At 65.6% G+C, this 19,168-nt stretch carries 23 protein-coding genes and 1 tRNA gene; 4 read left to right on the forward strand and 20 right to left on the reverse strand.

All coding sequences use genetic code 11. From position 1 onward, the window contains the following. Positions 1-50: 50 nt before the first annotated feature. Positions 51-548, reverse strand: coding sequence for a phosphoribosyltransferase (locus KJK29_RS17300; protein WP_215124322.1), 498 nt, complete (start codon positions 546-548; stop codon positions 51-53). A gap of 41 nt (positions 549-589) precedes the next feature. Beyond that, positions 590-1,165 carry a dCTP deaminase gene (gene dcd / locus KJK29_RS17305; protein ID WP_215120060.1) on the reverse strand — a complete coding sequence of 192 codons (576 nt, stop codon included), beginning with the start codon at positions 1,163-1,165 and terminating at the stop codon, positions 590-592. A 559-nt stretch (positions 1,166-1,724) separates the two neighbouring features. Here dcd and KJK29_RS17310 point away from each other — a divergent pair. Beyond that, positions 1,725-1,798 (forward strand) — tRNA-Gly (locus KJK29_RS17310). Positions 1,799-1,847: 49 nt separating this feature from the next. On the opposite strand, the gene KJK29_RS17315 is transcribed toward KJK29_RS17310, so the two are convergent. The 10 genes from KJK29_RS17315 to KJK29_RS17360 all read right to left on the reverse strand — a co-directional run bounded on the left by KJK29_RS17315 (position 1,848) and on the right by KJK29_RS17360 (position 7,973). Next, positions 1,848-3,017, reverse strand: coding sequence for a tyrosine-type recombinase/integrase (locus KJK29_RS17315; RefSeq protein ID WP_215120061.1), 1,170 nt, complete (start codon positions 3,015-3,017; stop codon positions 1,848-1,850). Further along, a complete protein-coding gene (locus KJK29_RS17320) occupies positions 3,017-3,229 on the reverse strand; it encodes an excisionase family DNA-binding protein (RefSeq protein ID WP_215120062.1) in 213 nt (70 codons plus the stop codon). The genes KJK29_RS17315 and KJK29_RS17320 overlap by 1 nt, the downstream gene beginning before the upstream one ends. Continuing rightward, the gene (locus tag KJK29_RS17325) at positions 3,226-4,530 is read right to left on the reverse strand and encodes a replication initiator (protein ID WP_215124323.1); all 1,305 of its coding nucleotides are present in this window, start codon (positions 4,528-4,530) and stop codon (positions 3,226-3,228) included. Before KJK29_RS17325 ends, KJK29_RS17320 begins: the two co-directional genes overlap by 4 nt. A 62-nt stretch (positions 4,531-4,592) precedes the next feature. Continuing rightward, positions 4,593-4,889, reverse strand: coding sequence for a SpdD protein (locus KJK29_RS17330; protein ID WP_251057840.1), 297 nt, complete (start codon positions 4,887-4,889; stop codon positions 4,593-4,595). Positions 4,890-4,915: 26 nt separating this feature from the next. Continuing rightward, a complete protein-coding gene (locus KJK29_RS17335) occupies positions 4,916-5,110 on the reverse strand; it encodes a hypothetical protein (RefSeq protein WP_215120063.1) in 195 nt (64 codons plus the stop codon). A 9-nt stretch (positions 5,111-5,119) separates the two neighbouring features. After that, positions 5,120-5,311, reverse strand: a complete 192-nt coding sequence (locus tag KJK29_RS17340) for a mobile element transfer protein (protein WP_215120064.1) — start codon at positions 5,309-5,311, stop codon at positions 5,120-5,122. Then, on the reverse strand, positions 5,311-5,502 hold the full coding sequence (locus KJK29_RS17345) for an RING finger protein (RefSeq protein ID WP_104783024.1): 192 nt from the start codon (positions 5,500-5,502) through the stop codon (positions 5,311-5,313). The genes KJK29_RS17340 and KJK29_RS17345 overlap by 1 nt, the downstream gene beginning before the upstream one ends. Before the next feature lie 18 nt (positions 5,503-5,520). Continuing rightward, on the reverse strand, positions 5,521-6,159 hold the full coding sequence (locus KJK29_RS17350; protein ID WP_215120065.1) for a DUF2637 domain-containing protein: 639 nt from the start codon (positions 6,157-6,159) through the stop codon (positions 5,521-5,523). Between the two features lie 84 nt (positions 6,160-6,243). Then, positions 6,244-7,617 (reverse strand): FtsK/SpoIIIE domain-containing protein, encoded by a 1,374-nt coding sequence (locus tag KJK29_RS17355; RefSeq protein WP_215120066.1) that lies wholly within the window; start codon positions 7,615-7,617, stop codon positions 6,244-6,246. Between the two features lie 5 nt (positions 7,618-7,622). Then, positions 7,623-7,973 carry an SCO3933 family regulatory protein gene (locus KJK29_RS17360; RefSeq protein ID WP_215120067.1) on the reverse strand — a complete coding sequence of 117 codons (351 nt, stop codon included), beginning with the start codon at positions 7,971-7,973 and terminating at the stop codon, positions 7,623-7,625. Positions 7,974-8,340: 367 nt separating this feature from the next. Between KJK29_RS17360 and KJK29_RS17365 the strand changes: the two genes are divergently transcribed. Further along, positions 8,341-8,562 (forward strand): hypothetical protein, encoded by a 222-nt coding sequence (locus KJK29_RS17365; protein ID WP_251057841.1) that lies wholly within the window; start codon positions 8,341-8,343, stop codon positions 8,560-8,562. Between the two features lie 22 nt (positions 8,563-8,584). On the opposite strand, the gene KJK29_RS17370 is transcribed toward KJK29_RS17365, so the two are convergent. From KJK29_RS17370 to KJK29_RS17380, 3 genes are all read right to left on the reverse strand, one after another. Beyond that, positions 8,585-9,313 (reverse strand): GntR family transcriptional regulator, encoded by a 729-nt coding sequence (locus tag KJK29_RS17370; RefSeq protein WP_215120069.1) that lies wholly within the window; start codon positions 9,311-9,313, stop codon positions 8,585-8,587. A 62-nt stretch (positions 9,314-9,375) separates the two neighbouring features. Continuing rightward, the gene (locus KJK29_RS17375; RefSeq protein ID WP_215120070.1) at positions 9,376-9,840 is read right to left on the reverse strand and encodes an ATP-binding protein; all 465 of its coding nucleotides are present in this window, start codon (positions 9,838-9,840) and stop codon (positions 9,376-9,378) included. Positions 9,841-10,128: 288 nt separating this feature from the next. Continuing rightward, positions 10,129-10,869 (reverse strand): GntR family transcriptional regulator, encoded by a 741-nt coding sequence (locus KJK29_RS17380; protein WP_215120071.1) that lies wholly within the window; start codon positions 10,867-10,869, stop codon positions 10,129-10,131. Positions 10,870-11,012: 143 nt separating this feature from the next. On the opposite strand from KJK29_RS17380, the gene KJK29_RS17385 reads away from it, so the two are divergent. Further along, on the forward strand, positions 11,013-12,110 hold the full coding sequence (locus tag KJK29_RS17385) for a DUF1152 domain-containing protein (RefSeq protein ID WP_215120072.1): 1,098 nt from the start codon (positions 11,013-11,015) through the stop codon (positions 12,108-12,110). A gap of 349 nt (positions 12,111-12,459) precedes the next feature. Here KJK29_RS17385 and KJK29_RS17390 read toward each other — a convergent pair whose 3' ends face one another. The 3 genes from KJK29_RS17390 to KJK29_RS17400 are packed head-to-tail and all read right to left on the reverse strand — an operon-like array spanning position 12,460 to position 15,568. Continuing rightward, positions 12,460-13,143 (reverse strand): MAE_28990/MAE_18760 family HEPN-like nuclease, encoded by a 684-nt coding sequence (locus KJK29_RS17390; RefSeq protein ID WP_215120073.1) that lies wholly within the window; start codon positions 13,141-13,143, stop codon positions 12,460-12,462. Between the two features lie 11 nt (positions 13,144-13,154). Continuing rightward, positions 13,155-14,300, reverse strand: coding sequence for a DUF262 domain-containing protein (locus KJK29_RS17395; protein ID WP_215120074.1), 1,146 nt, complete (start codon positions 14,298-14,300; stop codon positions 13,155-13,157). Continuing rightward, complete coding sequence (locus KJK29_RS17400; protein ID WP_215120075.1) at positions 14,297-15,568, reverse strand: DNA methyltransferase; 1,272 nt, start codon at positions 15,566-15,568, stop codon at positions 14,297-14,299. Before KJK29_RS17400 ends, KJK29_RS17395 begins: the two co-directional genes overlap by 4 nt. 1,150 nt (positions 15,569-16,718) lie before the next feature. Here KJK29_RS17400 and KJK29_RS17405 point away from each other — a divergent pair. Then, a complete protein-coding gene (locus KJK29_RS17405; protein ID WP_215120076.1) occupies positions 16,719-18,125 on the forward strand; it encodes a hypothetical protein in 1,407 nt (468 codons plus the stop codon). A 35-nt stretch (positions 18,126-18,160) separates the two neighbouring features. Here KJK29_RS17405 and KJK29_RS17410 read toward each other — a convergent pair whose 3' ends face one another. Then, positions 18,161-18,451, reverse strand: a complete 291-nt coding sequence (locus KJK29_RS17410; RefSeq protein WP_215120077.1) for a hypothetical protein — start codon at positions 18,449-18,451, stop codon at positions 18,161-18,163. Between the two features lie 34 nt (positions 18,452-18,485). Beyond that, positions 18,486-19,151, reverse strand: coding sequence for a TetR/AcrR family transcriptional regulator (locus KJK29_RS17415; RefSeq protein WP_215120078.1), 666 nt, complete (start codon positions 19,149-19,151; stop codon positions 18,486-18,488). Positions 19,152-19,168: the final 17 nt, after the last annotated feature.

Raw genomic sequence — 19,168 nt, forward strand, 5'->3', positions numbered from 1 at the left:
TTTGCTGCCTGTCAGGGCTGCTTCTTTTTGCTGCCTGTCAGGGCCGCCTGTCAGGCGTCGAGCACCTGCCCGGCCCGCCGCACCACCGGAGGCTCCACGGACCACGGGAAGTTGATCCACTCATCGGTCCGCTTCCACACGTACTCGCACTTCACCAGCGACTGGGACTTCTCGTAGACCACGGCGCTGCGCACCTCGGCGACGGTGTCGAGGCAGAAGTCGCGGACCAGCTTGAGGGTCTTGCCGGTGTCGGCGACGTCGTCGGTGATCAGCACCTTCTTCTCGGAGAAGTCGATCACGTTGGGGACGGGGGCGAGCATGACGGGCATCTCGAGGGTGGTCCCCACGCCCGTATAGAACTCCACATTCACGAGGTGGATGTTCTTGCAGTCGAGGGCGTAGGCGAGCCCGCCGGCCACGAAGACACCGCCGCGGGCGATGCTGAGCACGACGTCGGGCTCGTACCCGTCGTCGGCGATGGCCTGCGCGAGCTCGCGCACGGCGACCCCGAACCGCTCGTAGGTCAGATTCTCCCGCTCACCGCTCATGCTCGTGTCACTCATGCTGGGGTCGCTCATGCTGGGGTCGCTCACACCTGGGTCCGATGGAAATTGAGGAAGGACCGGGAGGCCGTCGGCCCCCGCTGCCCCTGGTACCGCGACCCGTACCGCTCACTGCCGTAGGGGAACTCGGCGGGCGAGCTGAGCTTGAACATGCAGAGCTGCCCGATCTTCATCCCCGGCCAGAGCTTGATCGGCAGGGTGGCGAGGTTGGACAGCTCCAGGGTCACATGGCCGCTGAAGCCGGGGTCGATGAACCCGGCGGTGGAGTGCGTCACGAGCCCCAGCCGCCCCAGCGAGCTCTTGCCCTCAAGCCGGGAGGCGAGATCGTCGGGCAGCGTGATGACCTCGTACGTACTGGCGAGGACGAACTCCCCCGGGTGCAGGATGAACGGCTCGTCGCCCTCCGGCTCCACGAGCCGGGTCAGATCGGTCTGCTCGACGGAGGGGTCGATGTGGGGGTACCGGTGGTTCTCGAACACCCGGAAGTAGCGGTCCAGCCGCACATCGATGCTCGACGGCTGCACCATCGCGTCGTCAAACGGATCGATACGCACTCGTCCGGCGTCGATCTCGGCCCGGATGTCCTTGTCTGAGAGAAGCACGCCCCGAGGATACGCAAGGCGCGCGGAGCGCCCACAACCGGACGACTCCACGCGCCTTATGCCCTACGGCTGTGCCTTTGTCCTCTACTCACTACTGCCCACTACTGCCCGCCGCAGATCGCTCCGCTCGCTACCGCTTCTGGTGGCTGACGGGTACGACGCTGCGGAGCCGCGTACACCGCGGACACCGGAGCAGCCGGCCGGGGCCGAGTCGCTCGGCCTGCTGCATCGGGAACGAAGCGGTGGTGAACACGTGCCCATCGGCACAGCGGACGACGGTGCGCTCCATCAAGTCCAAGAGTCCCTTCCCCAAGAGCCGCGTCTGGCTGGTGCTTGCCTGACGACAAAAGCCACAGTACGGGATGAAAGGAACAGCCTTCGAGGCGGCGCTCCGGTCCCGCCCGGACCCTCGCCGACGCCCCACCGTACGCCCCAACTCCGCTGCCCCGCAGCCGCATCCCACCCCTGAAACGCCCTCAGACCCCAGGGCATCAACACCCGGGGCCTGACATGGGGTAAAGTGGCCAACGTTCGCACACCGACTCCGTCGGCGTCTTACGCGGGTGTAGTTTAATGGTAGAACATCAGCTTCCCAAGCTGAGAGCGCGAGTTCGATTCTCGTCACCCGCTCCACGAAGAAGGCCCAGGTCAGAGACCTGGGCCGTTTTGCTGTCCGCTGTGATCAGTCGTCGCGTGCCAGATTCGTGCCAGAACGCTTCTCGACGGCCTTCTGGGCAGCCTCCTCCCGAGCCTTCTGAACCGTGGCGTCGAGGCCGGCGGCAACCTCCTCCTGTCGCTCCTCGTCGGAGTGCTGATAGATCAGCGCGGCCTTCTCCGAGGACTGCCCGGCTCGGACCATCGTGTCCTTGAGAGTGGCCCCGGACCGCGTCGACAGGGTGTGCCCGGTGTGCCGGAGGTCGTAGAACCGGAAGCCCTCAGGCAGGCCGACGACCTCCCGTGCCTTCCGCCACTTCCGCCCGAAGGTGCTGCGCCGGAAGGGAGCACCCTTCTCCCCCACAAAGATCAGCCCATCGGGGCCCGGCTCGGCGTAGGACTCAAGGTGCCAGCGGAGCTCCCGGTGAAGGAAGGCGGGAAGAATCACAGTCCGGGTGCCCGCCTCGGACTTGGTGTCGCCCTGGACGCGGCGACCGTCCATCCGCTCCGGCTCGGCGAGGCGGACGCGGAGGCGCAGGTTGTCGAGGTCGATGTCCCGGCGCCGGAGGCCGGCCAGCTCTTCGGGCCTGAGCGGGCCGTAGGCGCCGAGGTAGACCATGAGCCGCCACCGCATCCCCACCGCATTGGCGAGGGCGTCCACCTGGGCGACGGTGGCGATGCGCCGCTCAGCGGCCTTCTCCTTACCAGCGCCCTTGATCCGGCACGGATTGCGCGTGATCAGCTCGTCGTCCACGGCCGTCTCCATGATGGCCTTGAGGAGCCGGTAAGCCTTGGCGGTGATCGTCTTGGCACCCGTGAGCCGCAGCCGTTCAGCCCGCCACTCCCTGACTCGGGGCGCGGTGATCTCGTCCAAGTCCAGGTCGGCTAACGCGAACAGGTGCTTGTCGAGGAGATACCGGTAGAGGTCCTGCGTAAGCGGCGCGAGCTCCCGTTCCTCCACCCACTTCTCCGCGTAGGCCCGGAAGCCCACCGCGCCCGCATCGGGGTCACGCCAGTCGCCACGACGAATCTCCGTCTGCCTTTCGGCGAGCCAGTCATCCGCGTCGGCCGTCGTCTCGAACGTGAAGGGAGCCGGACGCATCACGCCGTCTGGCCCCGGATAGCGCGCCTGGTACCGCCCGGAGGGAAGCCGTCTGATCGCGCCGAAGCGGCGGCGCCTGCCCCTGCTGTTGGCCATCAGGCAGCCCTTCCGTAGCGTGGGCGAGGCCGCCTCAGCGGCTCCACCGTGCGAGACCGGATGAACTCCTCAACCGCGCTCTCCGGGATGCGCACATGCCGGCCGACCTTCACGTAGCGGATGCGCCGTTCCTCGACGAGCCGCCGGGGGAAGCGAGTGGTCGTGCCGAGCAGCTCGGCGACCTGGTCGACGGACAGGTAGCGGTCGTTCATGTGGTGGGCTCTCCTTCCGTTCCGGCGGCGGGTTCGAGGGATGCGGTCAGCCACTGTTCGCCGGTGCTGAGGCCGGTTCCGGCGAAGACCCAGTGAGCAAGGACGAGCGTCGTTTCCCCGTCCTGCGGGGTGGTGACCGGAGCCGCTTGGGCGCGGCGCCATTCGGCGCGGGCGTCGCGGAGGGCGCCGAGGGTTGTGGAGTAGCGGCGGGACTTGGTGGAGAAGTGGCCGCGGAAGCCGAGCATGTGGGCCCAGGCCCGCAGCCGGAGGTCTGCCAGCTCGGGGCGTGCGCCGAGGGTCCAGGCGGTGCGGATCATGCGGCGGGCGTGGTCGGTGAGCCGGGACTGAGCCAACTCGGCGAGGAAGCGGAGCGGGCGGTCCAGAGTGCCAGTCGCGGTTTCGGCGCCTTTGGTGGCGTACTTGGCGATGTATGCGGCCACCGCGCGTTCGGTCAGCTCCTGGCCGTCGTCGAAGTCGGCGGAGCGGATCGTGCGGACGTCGAGCTGGCGGCCGAAGGTGAAGGTGTGAGATCGGCCGTCGATCTCCGGTCCGGTGACGCGTGCGGCGGTGGTAGCGGCGCGGATGGCATCCGTCAGCAGCTCGGCCGTCGCCCAGGCCGGAGGTGATGTGTCGCCGCCTTCCGGGCCGTCGAGGCGGATGACCGCGTGGAAGTGGACGGCGCCGCGCTTCTGGTACTCGGCGACCTTGGCGAAGGAGATGCGCGCGTGGTCAGCGAAGGCGCGTTGGGTGAGCCCGGCGCACTTGGCGACCTCACGGCGGAGGTAGATGGAGAACCGGCGCCAGATGGCCCCTGCGTGGGCGTTCCAGAGCACGGCCGCTTCGTAGTCGTACCTCTCGGGGTCGAGCGGTGTGCCCAGGGCGGAGTCCGACTCGGAGTGGCGCGTGCCGCAGCGGCAGTTCAGGCCGCTGGACGGTCGGTTGTGGACCGAGCCGAAGCTCGGGGCGGTGAAGGTGGCGAAGACGCGCGGGTGCGTGCCGACCTGCTCGGGGGTGCCTTTGCCACCCCGCAGTCCGGCGGTGATCAGGTGGTAGGTATCGCGGCGGTAGGTCTCGGCGCAGGCGGCGCAGCGGGTCGCACGGCGGTTGTTGCAGCGGACGAGGAGCTGGCCGGCGGGGAGGTTGGCAGAGTCCAAGTGGTGCAGGACGTTGCCGATCTCGCCGGTTGCCGTGTTGACCTCGTACTCGGTGCGGTGGCCGTCGAGGCGTACGGGGTGGGTGCAGCCGCCCAGGCCGGAGAGTTGGCGGGCCAGCTCGGGCATGGTGCCGCACGAGGCCAGCATGGAGAGTTCCGCCAGCGGGGGCGGAGTCTGCCGGGTGATGATGGGCATTCCTTTCGGCTGTTTCAGCGGTTGGGAGGGACGGCCCCGGGGCGGCGGGATGCTTGGCGGCGTTTGCCGCCCCGGTGGCCGGTCGGCAGGACCACAGCGGCGATGGCCACGGACACGGCCGAGACGGCGACCGCCGCCAGGAGCGCGGTGAGGACGACGCCGACGACGACAACGGCGGCCACCGCACCGGCGCCGACCCCCACGAACGGTGCGACCGAGTGGCCGGCGGAGGGAGCCGGGGCATGGTCCTGCGGGATGTGAGTGGTGATGCTCGGGACGTGCGGGGTGTCGGGCAGCTTGGGGCGGAACATCGCGGGACTCCTTGTCAGTCGGGGTGTCATTCGTGGGTGCCGTTGACGACGTCGACCCCGGAGCGGGTGCCGGACTCGATGGCCGGGGCGAGGAAGGTGTACGAGAGCCAGAAGCCGAACAGTGCGATTACGACGGCGACCCAGAGCCGGATGCCGAGGAACTTGATCGCGGCCCAGGCGACGACGCCCAGGACGAAGACGAGCGGCAGCGAGACAGTCATGGGCGCTCCTCAGCGGACGCGGCAGCGGTGGGTGCGCGCGGCCAGCTCGGCGGCGGCGCGGCTGTCGTAGTCCGTGGAGAAGCCGCAACGCGGAGCCGTACAGGCGGCGGTGTGCTTCTCGCGGCCCCGGCTGTCGTAGTAGGTGCCGACCTGGACGGGGCCGATGCGGACGACGCGGCGGAAACGGCGGTTGGCGGACATCAGGGCATCTCCTTGTCGGTCTCGCCGGTGAAGTCGGTGACGTGGTCGGCCAGCCAGCGCAAGATCTCGTCGCCCTCGTAGCTGTCGGCGGCGAGGATCACCGGCTCGGCGATCAGCACGGCTTCGGTGAGGCGGTTCTGTCGGGTCAGCTCGGCGGCACGCTTCAGCGCGCGGAGCGTGGACGGACGCAAGGTGGAAAGTCCTCCAGGTCAGGGGAGTTGAGTGGCGATGGTTTCGGCGAGCGGCATCGGGACACCGAGCCGGGCGCGAAGGGTCGAGGTGTCGATGTCAGTCCCGGTCCGGGCGCGGTGTTCGTCGGCGACCTTGTGCGCCATGGCGACGAGCGCGGGCGGTACCGGGGACGGCGACGGCGAAGCCGGCTCCTTGCCGACGGTGGGCAGTTCGGTCGATGCCGCAGTAGTGGGTTCGGGTGCTGTGGCCGTCGAAGGCGGCTCGGGTGCCGCCGCCGGAGCCTCTACGGGCTTCGGCGATCCGTGAGCGAGGAGCGTGCCGCCCAGGAAGGCCACCGCGGGCCAGCCCGCGACGAGGATGCGCAGCCAGGCCGGGACGTCGTCCAGGTCAAGCAATCCGGCCGTGGCGACGTTGGCTCCGAGCGACGCGATCAGCGCGACGAGGAACCAGCACCACCCGGCCGTTTTCGCCTCACCGGAGCGGAGCCGCCGCCAGGCGGCCACCAACAGCAAGTCGACGGAAACCGGGTAGGCCCACGCCTTCCAACCGTCCTGTCCGGCAGCCGAAGCCAGGTCGTGCAGGTGGGCGAAGGACAGTGCGGCGGCGATCAGCGCTTGAACGAGCACGGCGTCAACGCGGACGGGCAGAGTGCGCACGGCGCGACTCCTTCCGGTTCCAGGCATGGATGGGGTAGGGACTTGGCGCGGGACGGCCGCGCCGACCGTTGGAGCGCTTCGGCTCTAGTCGGTGACCGGCCGAGGGGCGGCCACGGGCCCGGACGCCTTCACAGGCATGGGCGGGGCGTACGGCCGGAAAGGCGTGAGCGCCGGTACGTCCGGGGCGAGGTGTGCCGTCTCGCGGCAGGTGGCCGCAGCGTCGGCAAGGGACAGGGGTGGGGTACGGATGCGGGACCAGCCGCCGGACGTGTCACCGACGACGGCGAGGCCGGGCAGCTCGGCAGCAACGGCGCAAGCCGCATAGACCGCCTCAGACGCGATGTCACCGAGAGCCATCTTGGCGGACGCTTCGTCGTTCACACGATGGCAGACACGGCCGGTCAGTTGGGCCCGCAGCATGGTGGCGCCCTTACCCAGCTCGGCCCCGAAGCGCTGTCCGCAGACCTCCAGGTAGATGCCGGCCGCACGGCCGAGCTGGGCGAGCCGGATGAGCTGGGTGACCATCTCGTCCCGCCGCTCTTCCTCCTTCCTCGTGGCGATGAGGAAGAGTTCGGCCACCTCATCGATGAACAGCACGACGGGCGCCGGCCGTTCGTTCTCCGGCAGCCCCCAGATGTCCGAGGTGATCTCTTCATCCGGAGTGCCGGGAGCGATGCCCTGCCGGGCCTTGATCAGGTCGTAGCGGTCCTCCATTTCCTTCACGAGCACGGGCAGCAGTTCGGCTGCCTGTTCCGGATCGGTGGCCAACGCGGAGAGCCGGGGCGCGAACGGCGCCAGCTCGACACCGCGCTTGCAGTCGATTCCCACCAGGACCACCGGCTGAGTGGCCAGCCCAGTGATCAGGTTCCGCAGGAACATGGACTTGCCCGACAACGTGGCGCCGAGCACGAGTTGATGCGGTACGGCTCGGTAGTCCCGCACGAACGCGGTTGCGTCCTCCTTCAGAGCCACCGGCACCTGAAGCAGGCCGACGTCCATCCGGCGAGGCATTCGCACCTTTCGCAGGACGTCGAACCCAACGAGCCGCAGTTCCACGACCCCAGGCTTGACTTCTCGGACGTACACGGCGTGAACGCCCCAGGCGTGCCGCAGCCGTTCGGCAGAGGCCGCCACGTCGGCAGGTTCCTGCCCCGGGGCGAGCCGCAGCCGGAGCCGGAGGCCGGTCGAGGTGGGCCGGATCATGCCCCGGCGAGGGGGCACAGGCCGGACCTCTCGCCGAGTGGTCGCCTTGACGGCCAGTGCCCGCCACCGGGACGGTTCGACCGTCAGGCCGCACGCATCCATGGTGGAGGAGTACGAGGCCAGTAGTCGGGCCACCGAGACCGGCAGTCCGACCGTGGACCAATACGCCGCCGGGTGAGCGTGCCGGGCGTAGGCCGCGCCGCCTATCGCAGCGAGCGACCCGCCCAGCTCGGCCCACGTCACCAGGTCGGTCACGTCGATCAGCCCGCCTCAGCCATCGGGAAGGCACCCGGAGCCACGGCGGTGGCCCGGTAGGCGATGCCGTGCCGCTGCTGGCCGTTGAAGACGGACTCCCACGGCCGGGCAATCAGCCCCGGCAGGGCGACCGGCGCCCCGAGCGTCAGCCCCTCGGCGACACCGCTCTCAGGAACCGTGACCTTGATCAGCGACGACTCCCCCTCCTCGATGTAGACAACGCCGATGGTCATCAGGGCCTCACCGCTCACGGCGTCCTTGGCGACCTCACCGGTCTGCCGGTCACGCACCTTCGGCGCCGGAGCTTCGGTGAGCAGGATCGTCGCGGTCGAGGCGTCAATGCGGATCACACGCACAGAGATTTCTCCTTCTGAGTCGATCAACTCGCCACCTGACAAGTTGACTTAGCAAGTTTGAAGCTACGGATGCCAGGTTGACTTGTCAAGTGTCTTCATTGCGGTCGCCGAGCAGCCCTACTACCCCGAGCGCACTATGGAGTTAGCAGCACAGGGAGGGCGCGACATGAGCAAGCAAGACCGCGCTCCGGACCCACAGTCTTGGGGCCCGCGCAACCCCCAAGGAGCAGCACCACCGCCGGCCTCCTGGCCAGGACCACCGCAGCAGGGGTCACCCCCAATGCAACCGCCGTATCAGGGCAGTACGGCACCCCCGCCGAGGAAGCGGCGCCGTGTCTTCCTGTGGGTCTTTCTCGCCGTACAGATCTTGTTCCTGGCCTGGGTCATAGCGGGAGCCGCGAGCGGCAGCGGAACCCCCGACGAGTGCAGGGGCCTGACAGGAAACGATCTGGAGGTGTGCGAGGACGCCGGCGATGTTGGAACCACGATCGGCGTGGGCCTGATAATCGGGCTCTGGGTAGCCGTCGACTTCATCCTGGCCCTCACATATCTGATCTACAGGCTTGCCAGCCGACGACCCCGGGACTGAGGCACATTCACCGGTTCACTCATCAGCCCAGCCGGTAGGTGTCCTCAAGTTCCTGCCGGTCAGCCGGAAGTAGCACGTCAGAGACTTGCAGCGCCTGCCCGGATGCGTCGCATGCGATGACGAGGACGCTCAGCACTGGCACGCCGTCCGGCAGGCCCAAGAGTCCCGCTTCATCCGCCTCAGGAAGTCGAGCGGAGACCCGTTCCGTGACATGGTCGAAACGGATCTTCTTCCTGGCTTCCAGGTGTGCGCGCACACCTCCGGCCAAGGTCTCAGCACTCGCCAGCTCGGTGTCCTCGGCCAGGCCCGCGGGGAAGTACGACGAGACCAGCTCGACGGCTTCGCCATCCTCCTCAACCAGGAAGCGGCGCATGAGCACCTTGGCTCGCTTCGGCAGCCCGAGCGCAGATGCGACCCGCACCGGAACGGGGACTTCAGCAACTTCGACGAGACGTCCTGCGATCTGCGACTCGTCGCGCTCCAGAGCCTCTCGCCCCCGCCGCCCCCTCTGCTCGACAACCTCCGGCCGACCCCGAACGATCGTGCCGTACCCCTGCCGGGACTCAAGCCAACCGTCACGCTTCAGCAGCTCCAGCGCCCGAACAACGGTCGGGCGGGACATCCCGAAGGCTTGCACCAACTGGTTCTCGCTGGGCACCCGCGTGCCGGGCGGGTACGTGCCGTCCTCGATGCGGCTCTGGATCGTCTGAGCTAGGCGCACGTACTTCGGTGCCGCCACTTCATACGCCATGAATGCCGCCTGTCGGGATTAGCCAAGTCAACTGGTCAACCAGACTAGCGACAACTGGAGCGTCAGAACAGGAGCGGAGTGAAGCCCTCGCTGGACGGCCAGGCGCCGGCCACGTCGCAGGAGACCATCGTCCCCCCGAAGCGGCTGGGCCCGGAGTGCCACGACTCGGCAATGGAGTCGACCAACAGCAGGCCGCGACCGTGGGCGTCGTCGGCCTCTGGTCGCCGCATCTGGACATTCGCAGGGAAGCCCGGGTTGTGCACCTCGATCCGAAGCGACGTCGCCACCCGAAACCACTCGACGCGCACCACCCAGGACTCATCCGCCCGCCCATAGAGAATCGCGTTGGTCACGAGCTCCGAGATCATCAGCGCGCAGTCGTCGATCGAGCAGGCCGGGTTGTACGGGGCGAGGAACTTCCGGAACCAGTGCCGGGCCCGAGGCACGGACTCCGCGACGGGGTGCAAAGTCATGGCACCGAGTCGCGGCCATTCCTCAGAAGGAAAGCGGTCGATCGTGTAGGCCATCCGCGCTCACTCCTTGCCGCTGCCGTCACAGTCGAGGCAGCGCCGTTTCGATGTGGCACGGTGGCGGTCGTTGGCCGTGGAGAGCGCCACAGCCGTACGGGAGCCAACGCGCTTCCAGCCGCGCCCGCGACAACCCCGGCAAGTTAAGTGCGCGTCCTCGTCCGGCCGCCGACTCGTCACCCGTGCCCCCTTCCGAATCAAGTGGCCTTAGCCACTTCCTGGATAGTGGCGTTAGCCACTTCGGCTCCGCAACCCGTTCGCCGCAACTCGCGGGACCTCAACGCCCCATCAGGTGAGCGGGTAGCCCTGCTCGAAGGCCCAGCGATGCGGCGGGTACGTGGCTTCGGCGAACTCCAACGGCCGGTCCTGGAGGTCGAAGACGACGTGGTGGACGATCAGGACGGCCGAGCCGGGATCCAGTTGAAGGTCAACGGCCTCCTCCTCCGTGGCACCCCGGGCACACATGCGATCTTCCGCGTAACTGCCCTGCCGCCCGGTCATGTTCTCGACGTACATGAGCGTTCCCTCTTGGATGCGCTCCGGCTCAAGCAGCCTCGGCGCCCGGTGGCCGACATCCGGAGCGAACCACGAAGTGGACAGCGTGATCGGCCCGTCCTGGTTGTTCGTCACGCGCCGCCGATGCACAGCCCGACGGTCCTTGACCAGGCCCAAACCCTCAGCGACGTGAGCCGGCGCCTCCATCCAACCGGTCGAGGTAATCACCGCGTACTCACCGGGCGTGTAGATCTTCCCCGTCTGCCGGGCCCGCCCGTACAACTCCCGCGCCCGCCGGTTGACTTCCAGGCTCCGCACGTACGTGCCCGATCCCTGGCGCTTCTCAACGAGCCCTTGATGGCTCAGCGCCTCCAACGACCGCGCGGCCGTGGGACGGGACACCTTCCAGTCCGCCGCCAACTGCCGCTCGGACGGGACCTCGTCGCCCGGTCGCAGGTCGCCCCGAAGAATCTGATCACGGATGTAGTGCGCGATCTGGAGATACTTCGGCTGAGCCTCCTCGATCTGCGGCATCAGTCCTCCTCACCCAACGTGGGCTCCAGGTGAGTAGTGGGGAACCCCGCTACCGGCCTGAGGCCGATTCTCGATACAAGTGGCTATGGCCTCTAGCCACTATAGGGTGAGTGGTCAACCCCGTACCCCGTAGGCTGAACCGCATGACGCGGTTGATCGTCGCAGCAGGAGGAGGGGGCGACGCCGTCGCCGCCGCAATGCTTCACGCCGCCCTTTACGGCGCCGAGGACCAGGCGGTGATCCTCACGTACGCGTGGGACCGCCTGTTGGTCGATCCAGTGCCGGGCCCCCGGGGCACGGACAACTTCACTGGCCTCAAGCCGCTCACCTCAACTGTCCGGGCAGTGCCGGCCGAGGCTCGCCCGATAGCTCCGGCAGGCTCCACCCTCCCCCGGCTCGCGGCGGAGCTCCCGCACACCATCGCGCTGATCGACCCGCACCACGGGGTCGAGGGCATCACACACCAACTCGAAGAGTTGGTAGAACACTTGGCTCCCGAGTCGATCGACCTCCTGGACGTGGGCGGCGACATCCTCGCCCGAGGCGACGAGCCGACGCTGAAGAGCCCCCTTGCCGACGCCGTCACGCTCGCTGCGTGCTGCCAGGTGAACGCAACTATCCGCCTCCTGGTGGCAGGCCCAGGTCTGGACGGTGAACTGCCCCTCGATGACCTACGCAGCGTGCTCGGCCCGCTCGTCCACACCTTCACCACGAAGGAAGTCGAGCCGATCGGCTCAGTCCTGGAGTGGCACCCGTCCGAGGCAACCGGAATGCTGGCAGCGACAGCCCGGGGCATACGCGGCACATGCGAGATGCGAGACGCCGGACTCCCAGTTCCCCTCACCGACGAAGGCCCAACTGTCCACGAGGTCGACCTGGACGAGGCGCTGAACCGCAACCAGCTGGCCCGCGCCATCCTGACCACCGCCACCCTGGACGAGGCAGAGGCACACAGCCGTGAGATCTGCGGCTACTCGGAAATCGACTACGAGCGCAACAAGGCCGCATGGCTCAAGGACCAGCCACCGGCGCAGCTCGTGCCGGAGACCGTACTGTCCGAGCTCGACCAGTTCGAAGCCGAGGCCCAGCTCCGCGGAGTCACTCACACGACGTTCCGCCGCATCACCGAGGCCCTGAACCTCAACGGCTCCCTCCGCGAAGACCTGCGCCAGTTGCTCATCAACAGCCGTCCGGAGCAGTACGACGCACCCTTGTGGCGCATCACAACCACTCCTGAGTAACAACCTTCTTCACGGGTTCAAGGCGGCTCGCTCCGCTCACCGCGCGCGGCCCGGCCCCCGGCCGGGCCTGCGCTCCTGTCTCCGCCCCGCTCCAGCCCGGCCGGCGCCCGGGCCGCGCACAGAGCAATCAGCCACCTGATGCCAGAGAGGGGGTACGTCGTGGCTGGGGCGGTCGGCTCCACGGCTTTAGGCAGCCACTTTGGCGCGAGCCTCGAAGATCATGGCCCCAACGTCGTGCTTTAGCGGGCAGGTCCACAGACTGCCCGACGCGCCGGAAGCTTACGGGGCCATGATCACTCGCGCCAAAGCAGCTCCAGCCCAAAGCCGCTCCACCGCCCGCGCGATTTGGTTACTCGCCAGCGCTCACTTGTCGTTTGTACCACTGCTCAGTTGCCGCAAGCGTAATAACGCGCATCAGGTCACGCATGAATTGCTCACACTTCTCCCGATGGGCTTCAAAGAGCGCAGGGGAAAAACGCTCTTTTCGGCTCCCATGGGCAATATCATTGCGGGCATTCTTAACGAACTCGATGGCATTGTATTGATGCTTGTTTACTTTATCGCCAGGTATAGCAAGCAAGTAAAGGCAGCGCCGAAGAACATCACGACCCATATTCATCTCCATGGAGACCGCCTCTTCGGCAGTAAGGGTCAACGGTACGGCCATTACGTCAAGTAGCTTTGAAGTGAAAGCAACCTCATTCTGAGCACGTCGCGTTAGTCGACCCTCATCGTCTTTATCGTCATCAGCTCCGACATTGCGGCGGAGGGCTGTGAACTCCGACGCCAAAGCGGAAGCAAGCAACTGAGGCTGCAATTCTGATGCATTGAGACTAGCTTCATTGATTGCCGTCACATAGACGTGAAATGAGTTACGAGTGAAGCCCTCTAAGTGTGCGTACTGCATGACCAGAATTGTCCGCATCGCAGCAGCAGTCCACGACTCCCGCTTGCTGTCACCTAGAAGCTGATTCCTAAGATGCCTCAGCTCATCAAGACGCCAAGCTAGATCCTCTTCAAGCTGCGCCCGCATCTCCGCAAGGTTCAATCCAGCACTCCCGCAAACCTCTCAGCGAAATAGCCGATCCGATCGCGCAGTTGAATCCTGTCGTTCTTTCCTCCGCCAGTCGCCTTGAGGAACATCTGATCTGACTTTCCGGCACGCACGACTTCGGCGAGCCGCCCCATCTGTCCAGGGTTGTCGAAATCGACACGATCAAGGACTTCCTGAAGGCCTAGAACAATGCCTTCGTAGTGGTAGACGGAAAATTGATTGCGAGGTTCTCCATTCGGGCCGATTGTGCCGAAAATCCTTGCGCCGTAATCAAGAATTTCAGCGATACGGCGAATCGCCTCGAAGGTCTTGCGGAATATCGCAGACTCGGATTCATAGTCAAATGACTCAGAATTCGACGGATCCGACACAGCTTCCAGATAGTCCGTCAGGAAGTCGGCAATGTCGTGCCTATAAATGTGACGGACGTTCTTGAAGGCGAAGAACCGAAGGACGAGCTCTTGGTCGAACTTCCTCTTGCCGGCATTCTCTGTAATGGCATCAATGCAGAACTTGAAGTCCTCATTTCGACTGAGGTTAATCAAGTACTGATTGAAATCATTCGACAGGAGCCGAATAGTCGCGTTGCGGACTTCCTGTTCCGCTAGCCGCTCACCACCTGTGTTAAGGCGTTTGAACATGTAGTAGCGGAGGCGCGGATCGCTCTCCTTGCGAAGAATCTCGGCCCTGACAAAGCTCCTCTTAAGCTTGATTCCGAGCGCACGGGGGAGCGTGTCATACGTCATGCCATTGAGCTGCGGGACGATGTCACAGTCGTCCAGAACCAAGGGCTCAAGCTTCTTGTCTTCTACTACCAACTGCCCGCGGAAGTGCAGGTAGGAAGAGATTCGTTGCAATCCATCGATGAGTTCGTAGACCCGGTCATCACGTTCAATGAGGAAGATCGGCGGGATAGGGAGTTCAAGAAGCAGCGACTCGATGAAGCGGGCTTGCGCTCCATCCGTCCACCGGAACATCCGCTGAAATTCAGGGTCAATAACAAGCTCGCCATCTGCATGCATGCTGGCAAGCTCATTGAAAGAGAAGTCGATACTCTGGGTGCGAACGGAGGTGATTTTGTAATCTACCGACTGGATGAGCTCATCGGGAGATGCTAGTGGAGCTTCATCGGTCACTGAGTCCTCCTGAAAGTGATGACCGTCTCCGATACCTCACCTTTTTTGTAGGCCTGGGCGGACCTATTTAGCGAGGTGAGCAGCCTGCGCACCGCATACGGTTTGCTCTTAACGAAGCGCCATGATCGCCTCTCAGCTTCTTCAATGCACATCTGAGCCAACGGAACAGGGATGTCTTTGTAATACGAATCTTGTACTACGAGGTGCATCTCTGCAGTCGATTTGGCCACCCGTGAGACCTCATCCATGCCCGACGACAAGTCGCGCATGTATTGTTGAACCTGCTTCAGGTAATATCCCGAGGAAGCCTTACTATCGTGGCGCGCTACCTTTGCGAGAAGTTCTGTAGCGGCAGAACCCAGGCTGAGAGCAGGCTGTTGCGTACGAGTCAATGTGGTGCCCATAAGGGCATACCGGAGGTCCTTCTCCGCGAAGATATCGATCCCGAGAACTGCAAGTTCGCGCGCATAAGCAATGGCATAGTCAATGCGCGTCAGGTAGGGCGGCGATGTAAGTACTAGATCGACTGATTGGTCTGCCAGTGGCAGATACGCGGAATCCGCCGTTAGGATCCCGCTGGGCGCGGTCGTTCGGGAGACTGAGCCAAGGCGCTCAGCCAAGAACCGCTGTTCTCTCACGATTAGTTCGTCAATTTCAGAGCGCCCAATATCGATCCGTTCCGCGTCTGACTTGGCTCGCTTAACCCAAGTAGGGTTACTTCCCTCGAAAGACTTGGTGGTTGCGCGGACAACTCGGAACAGTGCGACTGTGCCAGCGCTCGAAGCCGACGCGGCGGAAAATGTCTGCGCCCACTCTCGAAACCTTTTCGCGGTCCGCGGATTGAACCAAGATTCCAGTGGTTCGCTGCCCTCATACGCTCCGGAGGAATTGGGAGTTAGGATCGGAGGAGTATCCGGATTTCCACTACACCGCAGACGGGCTACGGTATTAGCTACGGGATTCCGATCGATTCCAATGGAGCGGAGTCCGAGACTGTTCGCGGCCAGCGTCGTTGTTCCACTGCCGTTCCATGGATCCAAGACGACAGCGTCACTCGATAGATGGTGTTCAGAGATCTTTCCGCGTGCCCACTCAAAAGAGAAACCTGCATAGTAAGGAAACGCATCGGCCATGCCAGCGGTTTCCGTTGCAGGCCGCTTGGGCGTGAGAGCGCCGCGGACCAGACGACCAGGTACATCCAGATCCGCCTCGCCAGGAATCGGCTCCTGAACGTAGTGTGCTTCCTGGCCTTCGGCTCGGACGTCCACTTTCCTTCTCTCGAGTTACGTGGTATCGGGCCGCTCCACTTTAACGCACGCTCACAACGCTGGACAGGGCGGGTATCCGGTAGGCAAGCTCTCCAACCTGGACGGCTCGCGAAGCGGCAGTAGACGCTGGTCGCCAGGGCCAGCGGTCAATACGTGCGGCCAGGCCGCTTTGCGGGCACCATCAGGCACGGTCGATGTGGGTGCCGGCAAACCACAGCCGCCAGACATGTTGGGCGTTCGGCACTCTGGTTGGTTTCGGAGCCAGAGAACGTAGGTCGCCTGGATCTGTGCCCACGAGGTCCCCGAGCGGAGGCACTACGGAGCCTGCCGCGCAGCTCGTCCCCGTCTACGGCCCGCGCGACGCGGGTTGCTGGGCGAGTACCGGCTCTCGACGCGCTCTCGTGCCCCCTCGGCGTCCGCTAGCCCTTCGCAGCCCGACACGGGTGCTGGAAGCTACCAGCGCTAACGACGTGCCAGACACGTGCCAGATGGTGCGGGGAACACCGGGGAACCAGCCACTCGCCCACCGGACACCAACGCCGCTCCGCCGCAGGTCAGTCATGTTCTCACCAACAGAGAACCCCAGCTTCCCAAGCTGAGAGCGCGAGTTCGATTCTCGTCACCCGCTCCACCACGAACCCCCAGGTCAGAGACCCGGGGGTTGTTTATTGTCTAGTCCAATTTGAGGGTGGCGTGCCCTTCGCGTGCCCTAAATCGAGGGCGAGTGACGTTCAGAAGGACCTTCTGGCGCCACTTCAGGCACCACGCCGCCGAATGATCTCAAATCGCGAGACGCCCTCTCAGTGACCTGGGCCACAAGGTGCACAAAGGCCAACCAAGTCGCTTAAGCAAAGCAGCAGTTGTCAGGTGCCTCAGTGCCGCTGCTCACGCAGTCGTCGCGCTCAGGAGTCCATCACCGACCAGTAGCCCGACCCCGGGCGATGGGGAGCGCCACCACCCCGTCTGCCTCCCACACCAGCCTGACCCGCAACCGGGCGTCTCTGCCCGATGGCAAAGTGGGTGGATGCTTCCTCCGCCTGGGGCGAGCGACATCACGATGTCTGCGCCCGATGCTTTCGACGTACCTGTATTCGTCAGACGCAGTTCCCCCCTGAGCCCCGCAGAACGGCCGTCGCGCCCAGAGGTAGAGATGGCCCGGAAGCGCTGGCCGGCTTCGCGCAGCATCCCTCCGGACGGGGACTACCTCGTCACCACCACGTGGCGCGCCCTCCTCGACGCCACCACCACCGTCGGCCGCGACATCACTCCGTGGGTCGCGTCCGTCCCCCGGCTGGCCCGCCGCGAGATCATGGCCCGACGGTATCCCCTGTCGGCCTATCTGGTTCGCGACAGCGTGCAGACCGACCAAGGACTCCGGCCGGGACGGAAGGTGATCCCTAGTGCCGTCTACTCCCACGGCACAGAAAACTCGACTCGCACTGCGTTCGGCTATCACATCGGCATGACGATGGCCGAGTGGGCCTGCCGCAGTCTCATGGGGCTCGGCCCGACGACGCATGCGGAAAGTGCAGCACCGCTTGGAGCTGCTCCAGGTTGGGCCAAGACCCGTAGCCTGCCCGACCTGTTCGGCACGCACCCGACGAATTCGGGAGTCTGGTTGGTCGAGGCGAAGGGAAGTCGTCGGCTGCACATGCCCTCCCGCAAGAAGGGAGCAAAGCAGCTGGATGTGGGTGCCCTGCTCCCCGTGCCACACCACAAAGTGCTGTGTGGCACGAGCCTTGAGGGGCGCCTCTTCATGATGATCGACGTCGAGAAGGTGGACAACGGCGGCGAGGACTCCGGGCCGGCCACTACGGCCGCTGCCGACGACCAGGATCAGGACAGCGGCGAGACGCTGCTGGAACTCGCGCGAGCCCGCATGATGACGTACTTCGCCTTGGCATCGCTGCCGCCCAACCTGCTGAGGGTCACCCCCGTCGGGAGACCCGAGATCGGACAGGGTCTGCAGCACTCCGACCCCTTGCGCCTGCTGGAGCACGACTCCGCCACGGATGGCCTGCGCCGACGGGTCCGCCGATCCGCCCCTGAGCGAACGATCCGCAACCATGACGGCCTGGACATGCTGATCGGCAGGATTCCAGGAACAGACCTCGTCCTCGGCATGTCTCGTCGGCTGTACGGTGCGTGCCGTGAACTCGCCGGGATGGAACGTCGCATCGCTGACCAGGCACGCGAGATGCGCCCCGAATACACACCGTACGTAAGCGAGATGCCGTCGGCACGAGATCTCGATGTACCGCTGACCGCTATTCCCCCAATGACGGACGACCGAGATCAGCAGGTGAGCGATCGGCAATACGCACGGCAGGCATTCGAGGCTCGAAGCCTGGTGCAGCACCTCAGGGCTGACCAGAGGAGCGAATACCTCGTAGCCGTTCGTCGCGGCTTTTCAGCCGGGGGCAACAGGACGTGGGAGCAGCTCATCGACGTCAGCCCCGAGCTTGCGCTCCCCAGCGAGGATGGATACCTGGAGGCCGCAACCACAGATACCTACCTCGCAGTCGAGCGAACAGCCCTCGATTTGGACGAGAAATAGCAGGTCGCTGGGTCCACAGACTGTCTAGCCCATTGTCAGCGGACGACGGACAGCCGGGTCCGGTTGTCCGTGCCGCCGTGCCTTTGGACCTCGCCCTCTTGCGCGGTGACAACGAGCCCGAAGATCAGGTCGTTGAGATCGGCGGGCCGGAGGTGAAGCTCGCGGGCCACGTCCGCAGGCCGCGTTCCCTCGCTGCGTAGGGCAGTGAACACCTTGCCCAGCACCTGGGAGGCCTCGCGGGCAACGCCGCTCCGAGGCTCCGACTTGCGGTAGCCGAGACGGCCTAGTTCCACGCAGTGGGTTCGGTACTGCCATTCGGTGGTCAAGCCCAGTTCGTGCAGCCGGTGCGCAAGAGCCAGATCAGTCCTGTTCTGGCGGCGGGTTGTGGCCGCCTCGGTCCTTGTGGCCGGTGGTGATGGCGTCCCCGAAGGACGCGGCGAGTGCTCGCGCGATGAGGTCGGGCAGTTCCGTCTGTCCGTCGTCCTCGGCCCAGCGCGTCAAGGCCGTGTGCATCGCGGCCAGGCATGCGCTGGTCGCCGCCTGGGCGCGGAACGCGGCGTCATGGGTCGTCGCGTCGTCCGGGCCGAGGGCGTCGACGATGGCCTGCTGGAGCGCGTACTGGCTGTCCAGATGCCGGGCCCGCAGTGCGGGCGTCGAGACCATCAGCCGGAGGCAGTCCAGCAGGAACCGCTCGCTCACTGCCGGCTCGTTCCCCTCGTCACCGGTCAGCACCGTGGCCGCATCGACGAGTGCGCTACCGACGCGGCGCACCACGGGCTGGGTCGCGGGCGAGGCGGCGACCTTCTCGGTGATGAGCCGGGCGGGCTGGTCGATGAGGACGAGGTCCTCCTTGGTGGGGAAGTGCCGGTACACGGTCATCGCCGAGACACCGGCGGCCTCGGCGACTTCGGCCACCGTCACCGTGTCGTAGCCGCGGTCGGTGAACAGCCGTACGGCGTGCTCCTGGATCACGCGCCGCGTCCCGGCTCGCTGCCGTTCCCTCAGGGTGGGCTTTCGCTCCGTCATGTGGTAGACACTATCGC

This window comes from Streptomyces koelreuteriae (assembly GCF_018604545.1).
Taxonomy (GTDB): domain Bacteria; phylum Actinomycetota; class Actinomycetes; order Streptomycetales; family Streptomycetaceae; genus Streptomyces; species Streptomyces koelreuteriae.

What these genes read in the sequence shown, in the direction of transcription:
- KJK29_RS17300 (WP_215124322.1), bottom strand. Translation starts at nt 548, where the DNA reads ATGAGCGGTGAGCGGGAGAATCTGACCTACGAGCGGTTCGGGGTCGCC.
- KJK29_RS17315 (WP_215120061.1), bottom strand. Translation starts at nt 3,017, where the DNA reads ATGGCCAACAGCAGGGGCAGGCGCCGCCGCTTCGGCGCGATCAGACGG.
- KJK29_RS17320 (WP_215120062.1), bottom strand. Translation starts at nt 3,229, where the DNA reads ATGAACGACCGCTACCTGTCCGTCGACCAGGTCGCCGAGCTGCTCGGC.
- KJK29_RS17325 (WP_215124323.1), bottom strand. Translation starts at nt 4,530, where the DNA reads ATGCTGGCCTCGTGCGGCACCATGCCCGAGCTGGCCCGCCAACTCTCC.
- KJK29_RS17330 (WP_251057840.1), bottom strand. Translation starts at nt 4,889, where the DNA reads ATGTTCCGCCCCAAGCTGCCCGACACCCCGCACGTCCCGAGCATCACC.
- KJK29_RS17335 (WP_215120063.1), bottom strand. Translation starts at nt 5,110, where the DNA reads ATGACTGTCTCGCTGCCGCTCGTCTTCGTCCTGGGCGTCGTCGCCTGG.
- KJK29_RS17340 (WP_215120064.1), bottom strand. Translation starts at nt 5,311, where the DNA reads ATGTCCGCCAACCGCCGTTTCCGCCGCGTCGTCCGCATCGGCCCCGTC.
- KJK29_RS17370 (WP_215120069.1), bottom strand. Translation starts at nt 9,313, where the DNA reads ATGGCGTATGAAGTGGCGGCACCGAAGTACGTGCGCCTAGCTCAGACG.
- KJK29_RS17375 (WP_215120070.1), bottom strand. Translation starts at nt 9,840, where the DNA reads ATGGCCTACACGATCGACCGCTTTCCTTCTGAGGAATGGCCGCGACTC.
- KJK29_RS17380 (WP_215120071.1), bottom strand. Translation starts at nt 10,869, where the DNA reads ATGCCGCAGATCGAGGAGGCTCAGCCGAAGTATCTCCAGATCGCGCAC.
- KJK29_RS17385 (WP_215120072.1), top strand. Translation starts at nt 11,013, where the DNA reads ATGACGCGGTTGATCGTCGCAGCAGGAGGAGGGGGCGACGCCGTCGCC.
- KJK29_RS17390 (WP_215120073.1), bottom strand. Translation starts at nt 13,143, where the DNA reads ATGCGGGCGCAGCTTGAAGAGGATCTAGCTTGGCGTCTTGATGAGCTG.
- KJK29_RS17405 (WP_215120076.1), top strand. Translation starts at nt 16,719, where the DNA reads ATGGCCCGGAAGCGCTGGCCGGCTTCGCGCAGCATCCCTCCGGACGGG.
- KJK29_RS17415 (WP_215120078.1), bottom strand. Translation starts at nt 19,151, where the DNA reads ATGACGGAGCGAAAGCCCACCCTGAGGGAACGGCAGCGAGCCGGGACG.